General features: G+C 26.6%; 20 protein-coding genes and 1 pseudogene. 13 read left to right on the top strand and 8 right to left on the bottom strand.

Annotated features, from left to right (window positions below):
* A pseudogene (locus JG677_RS03505) lies at positions 1 to 660 on the top strand (excinuclease ABC subunit UvrC); the annotation flags it as partial.
* Here the strand turns inward: JG677_RS03505 and recR are convergent.
* From recR to JG677_RS03490, 3 genes are read right to left on the bottom strand one after another with little or no spacing between them, the layout of a single operon-like run.
* Positions 657 to 1,238, bottom strand: a complete 582-nt coding sequence (recR, locus tag JG677_RS03500) for a recombination mediator RecR (protein ID WP_200169553.1) — start codon at positions 1,236 to 1,238, stop codon at positions 657 to 659. The pseudogene JG677_RS03505 and the gene recR overlap by 4 nt on opposite strands.
* Entirely contained in the window at positions 1,228 to 2,475 is a 1,248-nt protein-coding gene (locus JG677_RS03495) for an ArsS family sensor histidine kinase (RefSeq protein ID WP_200169535.1), read from the bottom strand. The genes recR and JG677_RS03495 overlap by 11 nt, the downstream gene beginning before the upstream one ends.
* Positions 2,472 to 3,146: a response regulator transcription factor gene (locus tag JG677_RS03490; protein ID WP_200169534.1), complete on the bottom strand. Its 675-nt coding sequence runs from the start codon at positions 3,144 to 3,146 to the stop codon at positions 2,472 to 2,474. The genes JG677_RS03495 and JG677_RS03490 overlap by 4 nt, the downstream gene beginning before the upstream one ends.
* A 103-nt stretch (positions 3,147 to 3,249) precedes the next feature.
* Between JG677_RS03490 and dnaJ the strand changes: the two genes are divergently transcribed.
* Complete coding sequence (gene dnaJ / locus JG677_RS03485; protein WP_200285196.1) at positions 3,250 to 4,365, top strand: molecular chaperone DnaJ; 1,116 nt, start codon at positions 3,250 to 3,252, stop codon at positions 4,363 to 4,365.
* Between the two features lie 7 nt (positions 4,366 to 4,372).
* Here the strand turns inward: dnaJ and JG677_RS03480 are convergent, their stop codons facing one another.
* Positions 4,373 to 5,542 (bottom strand): M23 family metallopeptidase, encoded by a 1,170-nt coding sequence (locus tag JG677_RS03480; RefSeq protein ID WP_200285195.1) that lies wholly within the window; start codon positions 5,540 to 5,542, stop codon positions 4,373 to 4,375.
* Between the two features lie 133 nt (positions 5,543 to 5,675).
* Here JG677_RS03480 and JG677_RS03475 point away from each other — a divergent pair, with 133 nt between their 5' ends.
* The 3 genes from JG677_RS03475 to JG677_RS03465 are packed head-to-tail and all read left to right on the top strand — an operon-like array spanning position 5,676 to position 8,562.
* The gene (locus tag JG677_RS03475; protein ID WP_200169552.1) at positions 5,676 to 6,377 is read left to right on the top strand and encodes a plasminogen-binding N-terminal domain-containing protein; all 702 of its coding nucleotides are present in this window, start codon (positions 5,676 to 5,678) and stop codon (positions 6,375 to 6,377) included.
* A complete protein-coding gene (locus JG677_RS03470) occupies positions 6,377 to 7,753 on the top strand; it encodes an FAD-linked oxidase C-terminal domain-containing protein (protein WP_200285194.1) in 1,377 nt (458 codons plus the stop codon). Before JG677_RS03475 ends, JG677_RS03470 begins: the two co-directional genes overlap by 1 nt.
* Positions 7,754 to 7,755: 2 nt before the next feature.
* Positions 7,756 to 8,562 (top strand): YihY/virulence factor BrkB family protein, encoded by an 807-nt coding sequence (locus JG677_RS03465; RefSeq protein WP_200169530.1) that lies wholly within the window; start codon positions 7,756 to 7,758, stop codon positions 8,560 to 8,562.
* On the opposite strand, the gene JG677_RS03460 is transcribed toward JG677_RS03465, so the two are convergent.
* The 4 genes from JG677_RS03460 to JG677_RS03445 are packed head-to-tail and all read right to left on the bottom strand — an operon-like array spanning position 8,509 to position 12,423.
* Positions 8,509 to 9,759, bottom strand: coding sequence for a ComEC/Rec2 family competence protein (locus tag JG677_RS03460; protein ID WP_200169529.1), 1,251 nt, complete (start codon positions 9,757 to 9,759; stop codon positions 8,509 to 8,511). The genes JG677_RS03465 and JG677_RS03460 overlap by 54 nt on opposite strands.
* Entirely contained in the window at positions 9,759 to 10,316 is a 558-nt protein-coding gene (locus tag JG677_RS03455) for a DedA family protein (protein ID WP_200285192.1), read from the bottom strand. The genes JG677_RS03460 and JG677_RS03455 overlap by 1 nt, the downstream gene beginning before the upstream one ends.
* A gap of 6 nt (positions 10,317 to 10,322) precedes the next feature.
* Positions 10,323 to 11,873: a ribonuclease Y gene (gene rny, locus JG677_RS03450; protein WP_200169527.1), complete on the bottom strand. Its 1,551-nt coding sequence runs from the start codon at positions 11,871 to 11,873 to the stop codon at positions 10,323 to 10,325.
* On the bottom strand, positions 11,809 to 12,423 hold the full coding sequence (locus tag JG677_RS03445; RefSeq protein ID WP_200169526.1) for a 5-formyltetrahydrofolate cyclo-ligase: 615 nt from the start codon (positions 12,421 to 12,423) through the stop codon (positions 11,809 to 11,811). The genes rny and JG677_RS03445 overlap by 65 nt, the downstream gene beginning before the upstream one ends.
* Before the next feature lie 72 nt (positions 12,424 to 12,495).
* Here JG677_RS03445 and JG677_RS03440 point away from each other — a divergent pair, with 72 nt between their 5' ends.
* The 8 genes from JG677_RS03440 (at position 12,496) to gatB (ending at position 19,643) form a co-directional block, all read left to right on the top strand.
* Positions 12,496 to 13,062 carry a TlpA family protein disulfide reductase gene (locus JG677_RS03440; RefSeq protein ID WP_200169525.1) on the top strand — a complete coding sequence of 189 codons (567 nt, stop codon included), beginning with the start codon at positions 12,496 to 12,498 and terminating at the stop codon, positions 13,060 to 13,062.
* Positions 13,062 to 13,928 carry a signal recognition particle-docking protein FtsY gene (gene ftsY / locus JG677_RS03435; protein ID WP_200169524.1) on the top strand — a complete coding sequence of 289 codons (867 nt, stop codon included), beginning with the start codon at positions 13,062 to 13,064 and terminating at the stop codon, positions 13,926 to 13,928. The genes JG677_RS03440 and ftsY overlap by 1 nt, the downstream gene beginning before the upstream one ends.
* Complete coding sequence (locus JG677_RS03430; RefSeq protein ID WP_200169523.1) at positions 13,921 to 14,073, top strand: hypothetical protein; 153 nt, start codon at positions 13,921 to 13,923, stop codon at positions 14,071 to 14,073. Before ftsY ends, JG677_RS03430 begins: the two co-directional genes overlap by 8 nt.
* Positions 14,074 to 14,078: 5 nt before the next feature.
* On the top strand, positions 14,079 to 15,842 hold the full coding sequence (locus JG677_RS03425) for a motility associated factor glycosyltransferase family protein (RefSeq protein WP_442778888.1): 1,764 nt from the start codon (positions 14,079 to 14,081) through the stop codon (positions 15,840 to 15,842).
* Positions 15,843 to 15,884: 42 nt separating this feature from the next.
* On the top strand, positions 15,885 to 17,225 hold the full coding sequence (gene radA / locus JG677_RS03420; RefSeq protein WP_200169521.1) for a DNA repair protein RadA: 1,341 nt from the start codon (positions 15,885 to 15,887) through the stop codon (positions 17,223 to 17,225).
* Positions 17,226 to 17,288: 63 nt separating this feature from the next.
* On the top strand, positions 17,289 to 17,969 hold the full coding sequence (locus JG677_RS03415) for a F0F1 ATP synthase subunit A (protein WP_200285188.1): 681 nt from the start codon (positions 17,289 to 17,291) through the stop codon (positions 17,967 to 17,969).
* Positions 17,966 to 18,145 carry a hypothetical protein gene (locus JG677_RS03410; protein ID WP_200285186.1) on the top strand — a complete coding sequence of 60 codons (180 nt, stop codon included), beginning with the start codon at positions 17,966 to 17,968 and terminating at the stop codon, positions 18,143 to 18,145. Before JG677_RS03415 ends, JG677_RS03410 begins: the two co-directional genes overlap by 4 nt.
* Before the next feature lie 79 nt (positions 18,146 to 18,224).
* Positions 18,225 to 19,643: an Asp-tRNA(Asn)/Glu-tRNA(Gln) amidotransferase subunit GatB gene (gatB, locus tag JG677_RS03405; protein WP_200285184.1), complete on the top strand. Its 1,419-nt coding sequence runs from the start codon at positions 18,225 to 18,227 to the stop codon at positions 19,641 to 19,643.
* Positions 19,644 to 19,722: the final 79 nt, after the last annotated feature.

Below are 19,722 nucleotides of genomic sequence, written 5' to 3'. Positions count from 1 at the left end.
AAAATATATTTTGAGCTCGAGAATTTCCCAAATTGTATAGAAGTATTTGATAATTCTCATTTGCAAGGTTCAGCTATAGTAGGAGCTATGGTTTGTTATAAGCAAGATGGATGGGATAAGCAAAAATATAAAAGATTTCATCTTCATTATAAAAATGATTATGAACAAATGAAAGAAGTATTAACAAGAAGAGCAAAAGATTTTGATAAAAATCCACCACCTGATTTATGGTTGATTGATGGAGGAAAAACTTTGCTTGATTTAGCAAAAGCTATAGTTGAAAGTAGTGGAGTAAATATTGATATTCTAGCTATTTCAAAAGAAAAAATTGATTTTAAATCTCATAGAGCAAAAGGCGGAGCAAAAGATAAAATTCATTCTATAAAAGGAGAATTTTCTTTAAGCATTGATGATAAAAAGTTGCAATTTTTGCAAAAATTAAGAGATGAAGCACATCGTTTTGCTATAAGTTTTCATCAAAGAATTAAAAGAAAACAAGATTTAGAAAGCTCAAAACTTCTTAATTTAGGTTTAAGTGAGGCAAATATACAAAAATTACTTCATTATTTTGGAAATTTTGAAAATATTTATAAGGCAGATTTTAATGAGCTTAGCCTTATTTGTAATAAAAAAATTGCACAAAAAATTAAAAATATTTAATTTTCTATATTTGTTCTAAAATTGATAGCACGATGCAGTGAAATAAAGTCTACATTTTCTAAATTTACACCACTTGGGATACCTTGTGCTATTTTGCTAAATTTTAAATTTAGATTTTTTAGTTTTTCTTCTATAAAAAAAATCATAGTATCTGAATTTATGCTATGAGTGAAAGCAAAAATAAGCTCTTTGGTATTATTTTTTTTTATCATAGAAATAAGTTTTTGAATGGTTTCTTCTTCTAAGTTTTCTAAAACAAAATAAAATCCATTATAACTATTGCTTTCTTCGATGATTAAGACATCTTTAGGACTTTGTATAATACAGATTAAATCTTTTTGACGATTTTCATCAATACAAATATCACAAAGTTCATTTTCGCTTAAAGCGCCACATTGTGCACAAGGTTTAATAAAGCGTAAAGCATTTTCTATATTATGTGCAAGTTTCATACCTTCTAAATGATTACTTGTGCAAATATAATAAGCTAGGCGAATTGCAGTTTTTTTTCCTATTGTAGGAAGTGATGCAAAACTTTCTACAAGATTGTTAAATTTTTCTATGCCTTTAATTGCCATTTTTTGTTTTTTCTCCAAAAAATACCATAAAGCAGTGTTTCCCTTTTTCATAATTGTAGATTAATTCAAAATTATGAAGCTTGCAAACTTCATAAACTATATAAAGACCAAGTCCCATTCCTCCAACTTTTTCATATTTTTCTCTTGAAAAAGCTTTAAAATAGTATTCAATAGGCTGACTTAATTTTTTTCCAGGATTTTTAATTACAAAAGAATCTTTATAGCATTCTAATTTACAAGTTCCATCATCGGAATATTTAAGTGCATTATCAAGCATATTTTTTAGTATTAAAGAGAAAATTTCAAGATCAACATTTAAAAAAGGATCTGAATATAATTTTATATTAATAACTCTATCCAAATCATCGCGCATTAGATAAATTTTAGCTTCATTTAATATCACGCTAAATTGATTTTGCGTGATATTAAGATTATAATTTTTGGAAAATAAACTTTCCATTTTTGCAAATTCGTTAATTAAAAGGTCAAGTCTTATAAAAATATCATTTAAACGATCTTTTTGTTTAAAATCTTTAATCATTTCAGTAATAATTCTTCCCTTGCCTATAGGAGTTTTAAGTTCGTGCATAATAGTTCTTAAAAAAAGTTGTCTTGATTCTATAAGCTCTTGATTTTTTTTAAAAGCTTTTTCAAATTCAAAAGCAATTTTTCCTACTTCATCATCTTGATAGTTTTCAAATTTAGGTTTTTTTCCGTTACTAACTTCTGCAATTTGCATACGAAGTTTTTTTAATGGTTCTAAAGATTTTAAAACAGAAAGATACATAAAAATAACTAAAAAAGAAAAAAAGAAAAATCCTGCCAATAAAAGATTATATACTCTATTGTTTACACTTTGTTCAAATAAAGCATTAGATGAATTTTTACATTGCATATCTAAATAAAGATTATTGTTGTAAAACAAAGAATAAAGATTACAATAATCTCCATCTTGCATAAAAGCAACTTTTCCTTCTTTACGAATGAGTTTTGCAAGTTGATTATTTTTAATCATATTAAAACCACTATTGATTAAATATTTTTTTAAATCGGTATCAACTTCATTTTTATAATTGCTCAATAAACTTTTAATTAAATTTTCTTGTTTGAAACTTTCTTCTTTGTTATAAATATTACCTTCAACTTTTAAAAGAAAAATAAAAAGAACACATACTAAAAAGAAAGTTACAATAAACAAAATAATTAATTTTGTATTAATGGAGTAATTTTTAATCATCCTATAAGTTTATATCCTATTCCTCTAACTGAAAAAATATGTTTAGGTGATTTTGAACTATCTCCTATTTTGACTCTTAATCTTCCTATAATCACATCTAAACTTTTAGAATCTTTATCTTTTAAATTTTTACAACGACTAACAAGTTGTTCCCTTGATATTGAGTATCCATTTTGCTGGATAAGATATTCTAAAATTTCATATTCTGCAGGAGTTAGAGTTAAAACTTGATTGTTATAAGTAATTTCGTGCTTTTTTTCATCAATTTTAAAGGCAGAGTTTAAATTTTCTGTAGAACTTTGCTTATCAATTCTTTTAGCACGACGGATAAGACTGATAATTCTTGCATACATCTCCTTTGGATCATAAGGTTTTGGCAAATAATCATCAGCTCCAATTTGAAGTCCTACAACTTTATCGCTTAAATCTCCTCTTGCTGAAGATATGATAATAGGAATATGACTTTTTTGTCTTATTTCTTTACAAATTTCTAAACCATCAATTTGAGGTAAAGTTAAATCTAAAATCAAGCAATCATAATTTTGAATCCCAGCTTCTAAAGCCAAACGTGGATTTTCAAAATTAGTAATTTTTATATTAAACTGAGCTAAATATTCAGACAACAATTGTGCAAAATCAGGATCATCTTCTATCATTAAAACATTAATCATTGCTTTTCCTTAATTTTTAATGTAATTTTATTTAAATTATATTAAAAACTTGGTAAATTACTTTTTTATTTTTAAAAATTTTAACAAATAATGCGGAGATATAATGGAAATTAATTATTATGAAATTTTAGAAATAGAACAAAGTGCTAATAAAGATACGATTAAAAAAGCTTATAGAAAATTAGCTTTAAAATATCATCCTGATAGAAATCAAGGGGATAAAGAAGCTGAAAATAAATTTAAATTAATCAATGAAGCTTATGAAGTTTTAAGCAATGACGAAAAAAGAGCAATATATGATCGCTATGGAAAAGCAGGTCTTGGAGGGGCTTCTTCGGGCTTTAATGGAGGATTTGCTGATTTTGAAGATTTAAGCGATATTTTTTCAAGTTTTTTTGGAGGAGGCTTTACACGTTCAAGTAAAAAAAGAGCAAACAGTGAAAAATTTAGTTCTCAATTAACTATTAATCTTCAATTAAATTTCAAAGAAGCAGTTTTTGGATGTAAAAAAACTTTAGATTTTACGTATAAAAATTTTTGTAAAAAATGTGATGGAAGTGGAGCTAAAGATGGTAAAACTCAAACTTGTCCTAAATGCAAAGGAAAAGGTCAAATTGGAATTCAACAAGGTTTTATTACTTTTGCTCAAACTTGTCCTGATTGTAAAGGAGGTGGAGAAAGAGCGAGTGAGCGTTGTCCTGATTGCAAAGGTTTGGGTTATGAAGAAATAAAAGACAAGGTAGAGATCAATATCCCAGAAGGTGTAGATACGGGTGTAACTTTAAAAGTTGCTAATAAAGGCAATATTGTCAAAAATGGTTTAAGAGGAGATTTGCTTGTAAAAATAATTGCAGAAGAAGATGATACTTTTATCCGTGATGGAGAAGATATTTATATAGAATACCCAGTTTTTTTCACTCAGGCTATTTTAGGAGAAAGCATTAAAGTTCCTACTATAAGAGGGGAAGCTATATTAAAACTTCCAATAGGTGCTAAAGATAAGCAAAGATTTATTTTACAAAATGAAGGGGTGAAAAATATTCATTCTGATGAATTTGGATCTCAAATTGTTCAAATTGCAATAACTTTTCCAAAAACGCTTAATGATGAACAAAGAAAACTTTTAGAGCAATTAGGAGAAAGTTTTGGAATAAAAGATGGTATGCATCACGAGCAAAAAGGATTTTTTGAAAAAATTACTTCTTGGTTTAAAAATTAGTCAAAAACTATATTGAATCAAGTTCAATATAGTTTTCAAAATCTTCTTCTTTTGGAGGATTTTCTTTGCTATCCTGAATAAATAGATTCATCTTTTTTTCATACTCACTTACCACTTTTTTAAATTCATCTAAATCTTTTTTATTAAGTTGAGTTTTAGCAATTTTTATAATAGATTCTGGATTAATAGCTTTATTGTTTAAATAAACTCCAAAGTGCAAATGAGGACCTGTGCTCATACCAGTTGAACCTACATAAGCAATAACCTGTCCTTGTTTAACTTTTTGTCCTTTTTTAATCTTTGCAAAGCGACTAAGATGGGCATATAGTGTTGTATATCCAGATGAATGTTGTACTTTAACAACATTACCGTAGCCATTTTGCGTTCCAACAAAGGTAATTACTCCATTTCCAGCACTTTTAACAGGGGTTCCTGTGGGTGCTGCATAATCAACTCCTAAATGTGCGCGATATCTTTTTAATACAGGATGATATCTTGCTGTGCTAAATTTTGATGAAATTCTTAAGTAATTAACAGGCTTATCCAATAAAAAAGAGTCAATTTCTTTACCTTTTTTATCATAATAATTTTCATTAAAATAAAATATTTCTTGAGAGTTTTTATTTACTTCTACACGAGCCATTTTAATTGTAATATCACCAAAAAGTTTTCCCATTCTTCTTTTTTGTTCATAATATAAAATAATTTCATCACCTTTTTGGATGTTTCGAAAATTAATACTTCCTCTAAAGGCTCTTACCATAGCTCTTGCCAAAGTTGAGCTTTTGCTTTCTTCGTATACATCTTGATAAGCAGATGTTTTCACATTTAAGCGTAAAATTCTATTTTCTTTATTGTAAAATATCGGGGTAAAAGTTAAAACATATTGTTTATTGGAATCTTTATAAATATGAATTTGCAAATCATCGCTAATTGGGATTAAAACTTGTTCGATATTATTATTGTCATCTTTTAAAATTTGATATTTTGTTTTATAGGCAATTTCTGAAGCTAATTCTTGATCTTCTTTGTCTAGATTATAATATAAAGACATAGGAATTGAATTTCTTTGTAGAAATTTAAGCAAGGTATCGCCATTTTCCCAAGTTAATTCTTCCATGCTTACAGCAGCAAAAGCTTGAATAATAGCCAAAAACAAAAATAAAATTTTTTTCATTAAAAACCTTAAAAATTAAACAATATTATAAAATTAAAAGCTATATTTTACTTTATTTTTCTTACAATTACTTAATGAAAAATGATTATGAATGTATTAAAGGAGTATGAGTTTGTTAAGAATTATTATAATGATGTTATTTTTTGCTAATCTTTATGCAGATTTGAATTTAAATTCTGTAAAAACAAATCTAATAAAAGTTGATGGAGTTTATGGATATATTAAGGATAGTCCTGAAATTTCGCTCCATTCTTCAGGTATCATAATGCATAATTTTGCAGATTCTAAAAGTATAGTTGCTAGAGCAAGTGTTATATCAAAGGAAAATGGTTTGGCTAAATTAGAATTTAAAGTTTTTGATTCTTTAGAGCAAAAAGCTCTTCCTTTGCCAAATATTTTACCAGAAGTCAATGATGAGGTTATTTTAAATTTTCTTTATAATAGAGCTTTAATTATAGCGCCTAATGAAACAATTTACAATGAAATTGAACAAAGTTTTCCTCAAATTTATTTTACTCATATAGATATTTTTGGAGCTCAGTTAATTAGAGATTCTATAAGCAGTCCTAAAAGATCTGATTTTAGAAAATTTTGCTCCAATAATGCTGTAGGAATTGTAATTTTTGCTCTTGAGCAAAAAGCTATTTTTGTAGATTGTCAAGATTTTAGCATTTTATATGAAAGATCCATACAAAAAGCTACAAAAATACAAACACCTTTTTATTCAAGAGTAGGGAGTTATCAAAATAAATTTTTAGGTTTTTTTACTTCTGAACAAGATATAACAAATTTTTATAGATATTATAAAGCTTTATTAGGGATTTATAAAAATTAATGAAAAAAGAGTTTAAACAATATTTTAAAGAGCTTTTAGGAAATGATAATGCTTGTTTTGATATTTTGCATCAAAGAGCTTATAGTTATGATGCAACAAAAAAGCATTATTTACCTGATGGAGTGCTTTTTCCAAGAGATGAAAATGATATTGCTAAAATTTTAAAATTTTGTAATGAAAATCGTATTATTGTAGTTCCAAGAGGCGCTGGAACTGGTTTTAGTGGTGGAGCTTTGGCAATTAATGGAGGAATTATTTTATCTTTTGAAAAACATATGAATAAAATTTTAGAAATTGATCTTGAAAATTTAGTTGCTGTAGTAGAGCCTGGGGTTATTAATTTTAATTTACAAAAAGAAGCGCAAAAATACAATCTTTTTTATCCCCCTGATCCTGCTAGTATGCATTTTTGTTCTTTAGGGGGCAATGCAAGTGAAAATGCTGGAGGAATGAGAGCTGTTAAATATGGTATAACAAAAGATTATGTAATGGCATTAAGAGCAGTTTTGCCAAATGGTGAAATTATAAGAGCAGGAAAAAGAACAATCAAAGATGTAGCAGGGTATAATATAGCCGGAATTTTAATTGCAAGCGAAGGAACTTTGGCGGTATTAAGCGAACTTACTTTAAAATTGCTTCCTTTGCCTAAATTTAAAAAAACAGCTATTGCACTTTTTGATGATATAAAACAAGCTATTGATTCTGTATGCAAAGCTTTATCAGAAGGTTTTAATCCTGTTTGTATGGAATTTTTAGATTTTTTAACCATAGAGGCATTAAAGCAAAAATTTAAACTTAATTATTTAATTGCCAATGCAGCTTTGATTATAGAAATGGATAACAATGAAGAAGAAAATTTAAATAAAAATCTTAATCAAATGAAAGATTTTTTTTTACAAATGGGAGCAAAAGATTTTCAAATAGCAAAAGATGAAAAAGAAGCTTGTGATATTTGGTTTGCAAGAAGAAATTGTTCTCAAGCTATTACAATTTACGGAAATTTAAAACTTAATGAGGATATAACAGTGCCTAGATCAAAACTTGCTGAACTTTTAGAAGGAATTGAAAAACTTGCTTTAAAATATAATTTTAAAATTCCTTGTTTTGGTCATATTGGAGATGGAAATGTACACGTTAATGTAATGCTTGAAAAAAATGACTTAACTCAAATCGAGCAGGGTCATAAGGCTATAGAAGAAATTTTTAAACTTACCATAGAACTAGGCGGAACATTAAGTGGGGAGCATGGCATTGGAATTTCTAAAGCACCTTTTATGCAACTTGCTTTTAATGAAGCTGAGATAAATTTAATGAGAAATATTAAAAAGGCTTTTGATCCAAATAATATATTAAATCCTTTTAAAATGGGAATTTAAAAATGTTTAGTAGAATTTTAAAAATTTTATTTGCACTTAGAGATAAGGAAGTATTAAATTATTCAGCAGCTTTAAGTTTCTATACAATTTTATCTTTAATACCTATTTTATTTATTTGTTTTTCGGTTTTTACTCGAATTTCTAGTTTTAATACCTATTATGAAAAGGCTAAACAAGTTATTTTTGCTTTTTTAATTCCTGCTCAACAAGATATTGTTTTTTCTTATTTGGATACTTTTTTAAAAAATAGTGTTAATTTGGGTATATTTGGTTTTATAGCAATGATTTTTACTTCTTTGGCTTTTTTTTCTGGTTATGATTTTGTGATTAATCGTATCACTAAAAATGAGCCAAAAAATCTTTGGCAAAGTATAAGCTCATATTGGACTTTGCTTACTTTAATACCTTTGGGCTTAGGTTTTAGTTTTTATATATCAGGTTATATACAAGAACTTTTAGATAAATGGAAAATAGGATTTAATTTTTTTGAATTTTTACCTTTTATTATTATTTGGGCTTTATTTTTTATCGCTTTTTCAAGTTCTTTGCATAGTATAAAAACTAAAATTATAAGTATTGTTTCTTTTTTAACTTCTATGATTTGGTATGTTATTAAAAATTTATTTGTTTATTATATTATTTATAGCAAAACTTATCAAAGTGTTTATGGATCTTTTTCTGCTATTTTGTTTTTCTTTATTTGGATTTATATTTCTTGGATTGTTTATCTTTTTGGAATAAAAATTTGTTACAACTTAAATGAAAATGAAGGGCAAAAGATTAAGAAAAATACAAAGAAGCGCCAATAATTTAAAACGTATGCTAAGTAAAGAAAGTAAAATATAAGCCAAAAAAATTAAAAAAGGAATTTGAAAATTAATTGCATAAAGCTTAAAATTAAAAAATGATATTAAATAATGATCTAGCAATCCTCCTTCATTAATAAAATGTAAAAATAAAACTAAAGGGTAGAAAATGATAAAAATAATACTAATAAAAATAGCCAAAATTTGTTGATAAGTAAGAAGCGGAAAAAAATACATTACTGGTAAAATCATAGCAAAAAATGTCCATATATTAAGCAATAAAACATTCATAAAAGGTTTAAAATATTTTGAAAAATGATGCAAATACAAAAAAATATAAAAAACTCCAAGAATAGAAAATAAAAATCCAACACTAAATAAAAATCTAGGAAACAAAGCTATACAAATACATATACTAAGAAATAAATTTATAAAATTAATAAGTTTGATATTCTTACTAATTAAATAAAATCCCCATAAAAGCATAATTAAGGAGCGTATATAAGAGGGAATTAAACCTATTAAATAAGCATAAATGATTAAAAAAATAAAAATTATTATACTTAAATCAAGTTTTAAATTTCTATAGGGAAAATATTTTTTTTGAAAAAAGCTATAAATAGGACTTAAGATAAAAAATAAAAAAGAAAATATAAGTCCCATATGATAACCACTAATTGCTATTAAATGTGCTACTCCATAATAATTAATATCTGTTCTAAGTTCCAATGATATAGGCAAAGCAAAAAATAAAGCTCCATAAAATTCTTTAATTTTTTCATCTTTATGTTGATTTAAAAAATAATCAATAATTTTTAGATTTTTGCTAAATCCTAAACTTTGAATACCATAACTTGGCGCATAAAAATTCTTTGATAAATAATCTTTAAAATTTAAATTTGTTGTAATTATTCTAAGTTCTATATTTTCATTTTTACTGAGATTTAAATCTTTAAAACTTGTTGTATAAAATGTAAAATTTTTATTTTTTAATTTTAAGACAAAATAATTTTTATTTTTTATATTCTTTTTTTGATAAATTTGAATAATAGTAGCTTGAATTAAAGGATGTTTATTTTCTTTAAAATTTAAATAATTTTTATATTCTAATAAAATATTAAATAAAAAAATACTAAGAAAAATTAAAAATATGATAAATAATTCTTTATTTTTTTGTAATAAAGAATTATAAAAAAGCATTATTTTTTGGAAAAATTATGAAGATAAAGCCAAATTACTCCAACTAAACAAAGCAAAAATAAAGGTGCCAAATAAGGATAATTGCTAAGATTATTAAAAATAAAAGTAATGCTTTGTCCAAAAATATAAGCTAAATATCCAAGCAATAATGCCCAAATAAAACTTGAAATTGTATTGATTATGAGAAATTTAAGAAAACCATATTTAGCTATACCTGCTGCTATAGGAATGAAGGTTTTGATCCCATAAATATATTTTTGTATAAAAAGTAAAAATATCCCATATTGTTTTACTTTAATCATCGCTAAAGCCAGTTTTCGTTTATGATTTTTAAAATAAGGCAAAATATCTTTTTTGTAATATTTTCCTAAAATAAAAAGCAAAGTAGAGCCTAGTGTATTGCCAATAAAAGCAATACTTATGCACAAATATAAATCAAGTTTGCCTTGAGAACACAAAACTCCAGCAGCAAGAATTCCAACCATCCCTCCACCTAAAGAATAAAAGAATAAAACAATATAACCATAACGAAGTAAAGTATCAATCATATCTTGCATAAAATCTTACCTTGCATATTCAATTGCTCTTAATTCGCGTATTACATTAACCTTAACCTCGCCAGGGTATTGAAGCTTATCTTCAATTTCATTAGCAATTTCTTTGGCTAAAAGTACAGCTTGATCATCATTGATTAGCTTTGCATTGGCTATTACTCTAATTTCTCTTCCTGCATTAATCGCATAAGCATTTTTAATCCCTTCTTTATTTTTGGCTATTTCTTCAAGTTCGTTTACTCTTTTTAGAAAAGCTTCTAGGACTTCTCTTCTTGCGCCAGGTCTTGCAGCACTTAAAGTATCAGCAGTACAAACTGCTGCTGCTTCTATACTTGTAGCTTCTTCGTGACCGTGGTGTGCATAAATGGCATTAATTACAACAGGATGCTCTTTATAGCGTTTGCAAAGTTCAGCTCCTAAATCAACGTGAGAACCTTCAAAGTCGTGTGTGAGTGCTTTTCCTATATCGTGTAAAATTCCAGCACGTTTGGCTAGTTTTTCATCCCCGCCACATTCAGCTGCGATAATTCCTGCAAGATGTGCAACTTCTAAAGAATGGGCTAATGCATTTTGACCATAACTAGCACGATATTTTAATTTTCCAATAAGTTTTAAAATTTCAGGATGTAGTTTATCAAGGCCTAAATCCATGGCTATAATTTGTCCTTCTTCTAAAATGGAATTTTCAAATTCTTTACAAACTTTTTCATAGATTTCTTCAATACGTGCAGGCTGAATTCTCCCATCTTCAACTAAAAGTTCTATTACTTTTGTAGCAATGGCACGGCGATAAAGATTAAAACAGCTAATTATAATAGCACCTGGTGTATCATCTATAATAATATCAACCCCTAAAACCATTTCTAAACTTTTAACATTGCGTCCTTCTTTGCCTATGATGCGTCCTTTGAGTTCATCATTTTTAATATTTACTACATTAATAAGCCTCTCTGCAGCAAATTCTCCAGCAAAACGTGAAGTGGCTTGAGCTATGATATAGTTTGCTTTTCTTTTAGCCTCATTTTTAGCTTCTTCTTCATATTTTCTTACTATATGAGCTATTTCATTGCGAGATTTTTCTTCAACTTTTTCTAGAATAATTTTTTTAGCCTCATCTTTTGTAAGACCTGATGAGTGTTCTAAAATATTGATTACTTCATCAATTTTATTTTGGTATTGATTTTTTAATTTTAAATTATCACAATGAAGATCTTCTATGATTTTTTGATTTTTATTCAATTCTTCTTCGTCCTTTTTTATTTTTTCCATTTCGATTTTAATTTGTTGTTCTTTTTTATGAATTTCTTCAAATTTGCATTGTAGTTCTTGTTGTAATTTATGAGCTTTATCATCATATTTTTTCTTAATTTCTAATTCAGCATTAAGTATAGAATTTTTAGCATCTTTTAGTATAAGTTCAGCTTCATATTCAATAGCTTTTGCTTTTGCCTTTGCTTGTTCGATAAAAATTTCGTGTTTGGCTTCATTAATTTTTTTAGCAACTAAATATCCTAATCCAAGTCCTATTAAGGTTGTAAAAACTGCAATTATTGTTATCATTTATTATTTCTTTCCTATAGTATTTTTTATAAGGATTTATATAAAAATCTCCTTGTATATCATAGAAATCAGTAATGTTTTTATTATTAAACATATTAACACTTTGAACAAAAATAGTTAAAGGTTTATAGTTTAAATCATAAAAAAATCTATCATAAAAACCTTTTCCATGACCAATTCTTTTTAAATTTTTATCCACAGCTATAACAGGAATGATAGCTAGATCAATTTTTTTTACTTTAAAAAAGGAATCATTTGGTTCAAAAACTTCATATTTTTTCTTTTTTAAAGGTAGTCTCAATTTTACTATTTTCAAGCTTTTATCTTGCATAAATGGGACAAAAAGTTCGCAATTTTTACTCAATAATCTCCTAAATTTGAATAAATTGGGTTCATATTTTAAAGGGATAAAGAGCAAAATTTTTTTTGCTTTATTTTTTTTAATTATTTTTAAACATTCTTTAAAGACTTGAAAATCTCTTTTAAATTTAAATTTTATGTGTTCTTTTAAAAGTTTTTTTGATTTTTCTCTAAAATTATTTTTCAACATAAAACTTACCTTGAGATATTAATTTATGTTATAATTTTATCTTTTATTTTTAATTTAACAAGGAAAAATTGAATGGTTTTTAAAAAATTTTTTTTTCTTTTTTTAATTTTTTCTTTATTTTTTACAGCTTGTGATAAAAATTCAAAAAAAGAAGGCGAACAAGAATCAGCACAAAAAAATATATCATCAAATAAGTCTGAAAGTAAAGTAAATTCTTTTAATCTAAAAATGATCAATGGAAATTTATTATCAGTTAAAACTCAAGATGATAAAATTATCTTTAATAATGGCGATAAAATTAGTTTGTTTATATTTTTTACAACTTGGTGTCAGCCTTGTATTGCCCAAATTGTAGATCTTAATAGATTTGAGGAAAAATACAAACAAAATTTGCAAATTGTAGGTGTTTTACTTGAAGAGCAAGATAAGCAAAGCGTAGAAACTTTTATACATAAGAATAAAATAAAATTTGATATTGCTATGGGGGATAGCAACTATCTTTTAGCTAAGAGTTTAGGAGGTATTAATGGAATGCCAACTTTATTTTTGTTTGATAAAGATAACAATCTTATAAGACAATATTTAGGCTTGATTCCTGCAGAAATGTTAGAAATTGATATACAAAAGGCTATAGATTAATGTTTGATTTTTTAAAAAAAGGATTAAAAAAGACTCTTGAAAATATCGTTCAAATTAAATCAGGACATAAAAAAATTACCAAGGATCTTTTAGAGGAAATTTTATTAGAAGCAGATGTAAGTTATGAAATAGTAGAGGAAATCATTTATTATCTACCTCCTTCTGATGAAGTTAGAAAAGAAGATTTAAAACGTGTAATGAAAACATATTTTTTATACGATCAAAAAGAATTACCTCATCATAAACCTTTTGTTGAACTTGTTTTAGGTGTTAATGGTGCAGGAAAAACAACAAGTATTGCAAAATTGGCATATTTATATAAACAGCAAAATAAAAAAACTATTTTAGGAGCTTGTGATACTTTCAGAGCTGGAGCTATAGAACAACTTAAACTTTGGGCACAAAAATTGGATATTGAGATTGTGGCAAGCTCTCAAGGACACGATCCTTCAGCTGTTGCTTTTGATACTATTTCTAAAGCTAGAGCTAAAGATTTTGATCAAGTGATTATTGATACAGCAGGAAGGCTTCAAAATCAAAAAAATTTAGCATTAGAGCTTGAAAAGATTATACGTATTTGTAATAAAGCATATGATGGAGCTCCACATAGGAAAATTTTAGTTTTAGATGGGACTCAAGGAAATGCTGGTATTTTGCAAGCAAAAGCATTTAACGAATTTGTGAAGCTTGATGGAGTTATTATAACAAAACTAGATGGCACAGCTAAAGGTGGAGGATTATTTAGTATAGCAAGAGAGCTTGAACTTCCTATATTATATATTGGTGTAGGAGAAAGTATGCAAGATTTATATGAATTTGATATTGATAAATATCTTGATACGCTTTTAGATCCTATTTATGATTAAAACAATGTATAGTAAAGAACAAAAAGATCTTTTTTTTAAAAATATATCTTCTTTAAAAAACATTTCTCTTTATGAAAAACTAAATAATAATATTTTGCATAATTTTAGAATTTTAGCAACGGGGGGGGGGATCTACTTTCTCTAAATCTAATCAATACTTGTAACAAATTACAAATTTATCAAGATGCAAAAAAAGAATTAGAAGAAAAATTAAAACTTTTTCAAACAAAGTATTTATTTTATCCTGTTCTTTATTTTTATGGTTTTGGAAATGGTATTTTATATAAAGTTTTGCTTAAAAATATCCATTTAAAACATATTGTTGTATTTGAGGATGATATTTCTTTGCTTTATGAAATTTTTCATCTGATTGATTTTAGCGAAGAGTTAAAAAATAACAAGCTTATTGTTTTGCGAAGTGATATTTTGACAAAAGATTTAGAAAATATTTTTACCACCCCACCTTTTTTTAATTTTTTAAGAGTTTATTCTTTGCATTTGCATAGTGCTTATTATGAAAGTTTTCAGAATGATATTATAAAACTTAATCAAAGAATTTCTCAAATTATTAAATCAACAATACTTTATCAAGGCAATGATATTGAAGATACTTTGCAAGGTTTTACTCAATTTATTTTTAATAGTCCTAAAATGATTTTAAACCCTTCGCTTAGTTTTTTATATGAAATTCGTAAAGAAAAATCAAAAACAGCCATTATTGTTTCTACTGGACCTTCTTTAGATAAACAACTTCCTTTACTTAAAGAATATCAAAACAAAGCTACCATATTTTGTGCTGATAGTGCTTATTCAATTCTTGCAAAATATGATATAAAACCTGATTATATTTTAATGTCTGAAAGAACAGAAAAGACTGCAGAGCTTTTTAAGAATTCTTATGAAAGTATTGATAAGGATATTATTTTTGTATTGTTAGCTTTAGTACATCCAAAAGCTATAAAATATCTTGAAAGCTCTAAAAGAAATTATATTTTAATCCCTTATCCTTCTTTATTTACTAAACAATGTATACTTGAAGATTTTGGTAATTTTCCTTCAGGATCCACGGTTGCCTTAAATGCTTTAAAACTTGCTTACACTTTAGAGCATAAAAATATTATTTTTATAGGCCAAGATTTAGCTTATTCTCAAGATGGGACTTCCCATTCTAAAGATTATATGTATGGATCAAATTATGAAAGCAATATAAAACAAGAAAATACTTTAGCTTATGGAGGAAAAGGAGAGGTTAAAACTCATTGTATGTGGAATGCTTTTAGGCTTTCTATAGAAAATTTTATACATAAAAATATAAAAAATTGTAATTTTTATAATGCCACAGAAGGTGGAGCAAGGATAGAAGGGGCTATAGAAAAACCTTTTTTAGAATGTTGCGTTAGCTTATTAAATGATGATGATAAAAAATTTAAACAATTAAAAAAATTAGATATAGATAAGCAAAATAGACTTTTATTAGATATAGATAAAAATATTTATAAACTTTATCTAGATTGTGATGAATTTTTAAAAGAATTAAATGAGTGTTTAAAAAATCTCGAACAAGATAGCAAAAGAATACTAAATAAAGATTTTATTGACAAAATGATTATCCAAGAAGCTATTAAAAAAATTGATTGTTTTAAGTTAAGGATAGATGATTATACTAAATCGGTACTTTATGAATTTATACGACCTTTTTTAATGCAATTTGAATTTAATTTAGCAAGGATTTATGTTTTAAATCCTAAAAATGAACAAGAATGGCTAGATAAGAATTTAACATGGATTAAGGATCATATTTTTTTAATTCAAGTTTTAATTGCCAACATTAAACTTGTAAAAAAAGGAATAAAAAAGAATATCGCTCCTTTAAAACAAACACTTTTATTAAGAAATTTAAAAAGTCTTTTTTAACTTCAAAATATTATAATATTAAAAATTTTTTTAGGTTTTAAAATGGCTAAAAGTAAAATTTTATTTGAGTGTCAATCTTGTGGAAATCAACAAAGAAAATGGCTTGGTAAATGTCCAGAATGTGGTTCTTGGGATAGTTTTATAGAGCTTAAAGCTGAGCAAATTAAGATTTTAAAAGAATTAGAACATATAAATTCTAAAGCAAGTGAAGCTATATGTATTGATGAGGTAGAAATAGAAAAATTTAGCAGAATTAGCACGCAAGATGATGAACTTGATCTTGTTTTAGGCGGAGGTTTGGTTGAGGGTTCTTTAGTTTTAATTGGTGGTAGTCCTGGTGTTGGAAAATCAACTCTTTTGCTTAAAATTGCCTCTAATTTAGCAAATAATGGAAAAAAAGTGCTTTATGTAAGTGCAGAAGAGAGTAAATCACAAATTAAATTACGCGCCAATAGACTTGATGCCAATGGATTAAATTTATTTTTACTTACAGAATTATGTTTAGAAAATATCATAGAGGAATTGCGTAAAAAAGATTATTCTATCTTAATTATAGATTCTATTCAAACTTTATATTCTGATAAAATTTCTTCAGCCGCAGGAAGTATTACTCAAGTAAGAGAAATTACTTTTGAACTTATGCGTTTAAGCAAAGCTTACAATATAAGTATTTTTATTATAGGTCATATTACTAAAGATGGGGCAATTGCTGGTCCTAGAGTGCTTGAACATATGGTTGATGTAGTGCTCTATTTTGAGGGTGATACTACAAAAGAAATAAGATTACTAAGAGGTTTTAAAAATCGTTTTGGCAATATTAGCGAAGTAGGGATTTTTGAAATGAGTCCTAAGGGTCTAATCAGTGCTAAAAATTTAGCCAATCGTTTTTTTACTAGAGGCAAGGCTACTTCAGGAAGTGCTTTAGGTGTTGTGATGGAGGGAAGTAGAGCGTTGGTTTTAGAAATTCAAGCCCTTGTTTGCGAAAGTTCTTATCCTAAAAGAAGTGCAACAGGCTATGAGAGAAATCGTTTAGACATGCTTTTAGCTTTATTAGAGAGAAAATTAGAAATTCCTCTAGGACATTATGATGTTTTCATTAATGTAAGTGGTGGTGTGAAAATCAATGAAACAGCTGCAGATTTGGCTGTGGTTGCTGCTATAATTTCAAGTTTTAAAAATCGTCCTTTAAGCAAAGATAGTGTTTTTATAGGAGAACTTAGTTTAAATGGGGAAATTCGAGATGTATTTCATCTCGATGTTAGATTAAAAGAAGCTAAAATGCAAAAATTTAAAAATGCTATTATCCCTTCTAAACCTTTAGAAGATATAGGTTTAAAATATTTTGTTACCAAAGAGCTTTCTCAAGTTTTAGAATGGATGTAATTTCATTAAAATATAAGTAAGTTTTAGATAAGATAATCCATTAAAATATTATTTGAGGAAAATATGAAAGATTTATTTTTATTTAGCTCTTTTTTTGATTCAAGCCATACTTTTGCTTATTTTTTCCATCTAGGCATAGTTATTGTTATTGCAATAGTTATTACAAAATTAGCTACTTCTTCTATGCAACTTGTTCCAAGAGGAATGCAAAATTTAGTTGAAGCTTATTTAGAAGGTGTTCTGACTATGGGCAAAGATACTTTAGGAGATGAAAAAGCTGCAAGAAAATATCTTCCTTTAGTTGCTACTTTAGGGATAATTATTTTTTTAAGTAATATTATAGGAGTAATTCCAGGTTTTGAAGCTCCAACGGCAAGTTTAAATTTAACTCTTTCTTTAGCCTTGATTGTTTTTGTATATTATCATTTTGAAGGCATAAAAACTCAAGGTTTTATAAAATATTTTTCTCATTTTATGGGTCCTATTAAAATTCTGGCCCCTTTAATGTTTCCTATAGAAATTATCTCCCATCTTTCTCGTGTAATTTCTTTATCATTTCGTTTATTTGGTAATGTTAAGGGTGATGATTTATTTTTGGCAGTTATTTTAGCTTTGGTTCCTTATATTGCTCCTCTTCCAGCCTATGTGCTTTTAACTTTTATGGCATTTTTGCAAACTTTTATTTTTATGATTTTAACTTATGTTTATTTAGCTGGTGCTACGATAATCGAGGAAGGTCATTGATTTATTTGTTTGATTTTTTAAAGGGTGCTTCTTTAGGTTTTATTCTTTTTGGAGTGCTTTTTTTATTTTCAAATAATTTTGTTTGGAAAATTATTATATTAGGAATTTTATTTTATCTTATATTTGATCTTTTAATAAAAAATTACGAATTAAAGCAAAAAATTAAAAATAATTAATTTTTATATTTTATTCTTTTAAAGTCTTTTTGAAATAAAAAATGATAAAATCTTATTATAAAATTTTTAAGGAAAATAAATGTTTGAGGTAGTTATAGGACTCGAAGTTCATGCTCAATTAAATACTAAGACTAAAATTTTTTGTTCTTGTGCCACTTCTTTTGGAGAAGAACCGAATACTAATGTTTGCCCCACATGTTTAGCTTTACCTGGAGCATTGCCTACTTTAAACGAAGAGGCGGTTAAAAAAGCTATTTCTTTTGGAAAAGCTGTTAATGCTACGATTAATAAAAAAAGTATTTTTAATAGAAAAAATTATTTTTATCCTGATTTGCCCAAAGGTTATCAAATTTCTCAATTTGATATTCCTATAGTTGAAAATGGAGAAATTTTTATTAATATTAATGGAGAAAATAAACGCATAGGTATCACAAGAGCACATTTAGAAGAAGATGCAGGAAAAAATATTCATGAGAGTTCTTTTTCTAAAATAGACTTAAATCGTGCGGGAATACCTCTTTTAGAAATTGTTAGTGAGCCTGAATTAAGAAGCAGTGATGAGGCAGTAGCTTATCTTAAAAAACTTCATTCTATTATAAGATTTTTAGATATTTCTGATGCTAATATGCAAGAGGGAAGTTTTCGTTGTGATGCTAATGTAAGCATACGTCCAAAAGGCGACACTAAACTTTATACTAGAGTAGAAATTAAAAATCTTAATTCTTTCCGTTTTATACAAAAGGCTATAGAATATGAAATTAAGCGTCAAAGTATAGCTTGGGAAGATGGGGTATATGAAAAAGAAGTAGTACAAGAAACAAGATTGTTTGACACAACAAATTTAATCACAAAAAGTATGAGAAATAAAGAAGTAGCAGCAGAATATCGTTATTTTCCAGATCCTGATTTATTACCAGTTGTTTTAAAAGATGAATTTTTAGATGTTAAAATTCCAGAATTACCTGATGAGAAAAAAATACGTTATATTAATGAATTTGGAATTAAAGAAAGTGATGCTGAGATTTTAATTTCTTCTTTGGAACTTAGTCATTTTTTTGAGGAGCTTCTTTCTTATAAATTAAATCCAAAACTTTGTGTTACTTGGCTTAATACTGAACTTATGGGACTTTTAAAAGGTGATTATACCATAGAAAATTCTCCAGTAAATGCAAAAAAACTTGGCGAGCTTATTGCAAAAATAGAAGAAGGTGTTATTAGTGCAAAAGCAGCTAAAGATATTTTAGCTTTTATTTTTGAAAATCCTAAAATGCAAATTGATGAAAGTATAGAAAAACTAGGACTTAAACAAGTTAGTGATGATGGAGTTATTGAAAAAGTAATTGATCAAATTTTAAATGCTAATGAAGATAAAGTTCAAGAATATAAAAGTGGAAAAGATAAATTATTTGGTTTTTTTGTTGGACAGGTTATGAAAGAAGGCAAAGGCGCTTTTAATCCATCAAAAGTTAATGAAATCTTAAAATCAAAGCTTGGATAATGAGTATTGCTGTAATTGGAGCAGGTAAATGGGGAAGTGCTTTATATAGTGCTTTAAGTATAAATAATAAGTGTTATAT

It is taken from the genome of Campylobacter sp. TTU-622, assembly GCF_016598965.1.
In the GTDB taxonomy this organism is placed as follows: domain Bacteria; phylum Campylobacterota; class Campylobacteria; order Campylobacterales; family Campylobacteraceae; genus Campylobacter_D.
Note: the sequence above shows the minus strand (reverse complement) of the source record. Positions and strands in the feature narration are given on the sequence as shown.

Bases quoted from the DNA above. Each gene is read 5' to 3' on its own strand.
- recR (WP_200169553.1), bottom strand. From the start codon at position 1,238: ATGGCAATTAAAGGCATAGAAAAATTTAACAATCTTGTAGAAAGTTTT.
- JG677_RS03495 (WP_200169535.1), bottom strand. From the start codon at position 2,475: ATGATTAAAAATTACTCCATTAATACAAAATTAATTATTTTGTTTATT.
- JG677_RS03490 (WP_200169534.1), bottom strand. From the start codon at position 3,146: ATGATTAATGTTTTAATGATAGAAGATGATCCTGATTTTGCACAATTG.
- dnaJ (WP_200285196.1), top strand. From the start codon at position 3,250: ATGGAAATTAATTATTATGAAATTTTAGAAATAGAACAAAGTGCTAAT.
- JG677_RS03480 (WP_200285195.1), bottom strand. From the start codon at position 5,542: ATGAAAAAAATTTTATTTTTGTTTTTGGCTATTATTCAAGCTTTTGCT.
- JG677_RS03475 (WP_200169552.1), top strand. From the start codon at position 5,676: ATGTTATTTTTTGCTAATCTTTATGCAGATTTGAATTTAAATTCTGTA.
- JG677_RS03470 (WP_200285194.1), top strand. From the start codon at position 6,377: ATGAAAAAAGAGTTTAAACAATATTTTAAAGAGCTTTTAGGAAATGAT.
- JG677_RS03465 (WP_200169530.1), top strand. From the start codon at position 7,756: ATGTTTAGTAGAATTTTAAAAATTTTATTTGCACTTAGAGATAAGGAA.
- JG677_RS03460 (WP_200169529.1), bottom strand. From the start codon at position 9,759: ATGCTTTTTTATAATTCTTTATTACAAAAAAATAAAGAATTATTTATC.
- JG677_RS03455 (WP_200285192.1), bottom strand. From the start codon at position 10,316: ATGCAAGATATGATTGATACTTTACTTCGTTATGGTTATATTGTTTTA.
- rny (WP_200169527.1), bottom strand. From the start codon at position 11,873: ATGATAACAATAATTGCAGTTTTTACAACCTTAATAGGACTTGGATTA.
- JG677_RS03445 (WP_200169526.1), bottom strand. From the start codon at position 12,423: ATGTTGAAAAATAATTTTAGAGAAAAATCAAAAAAACTTTTAAAAGAA.
- JG677_RS03440 (WP_200169525.1), top strand. From the start codon at position 12,496: ATGGTTTTTAAAAAATTTTTTTTTCTTTTTTTAATTTTTTCTTTATTT.
- ftsY (WP_200169524.1), top strand. From the start codon at position 13,062: ATGTTTGATTTTTTAAAAAAAGGATTAAAAAAGACTCTTGAAAATATC.
- JG677_RS03430 (WP_200169523.1), top strand. From the start codon at position 13,921: ATGATTAAAACAATGTATAGTAAAGAACAAAAAGATCTTTTTTTTAAA.
- radA (WP_200169521.1), top strand. From the start codon at position 15,885: ATGGCTAAAAGTAAAATTTTATTTGAGTGTCAATCTTGTGGAAATCAA.
- JG677_RS03415 (WP_200285188.1), top strand. From the start codon at position 17,289: ATGAAAGATTTATTTTTATTTAGCTCTTTTTTTGATTCAAGCCATACT.
- gatB (WP_200285184.1), top strand. From the start codon at position 18,225: ATGTTTGAGGTAGTTATAGGACTCGAAGTTCATGCTCAATTAAATACT.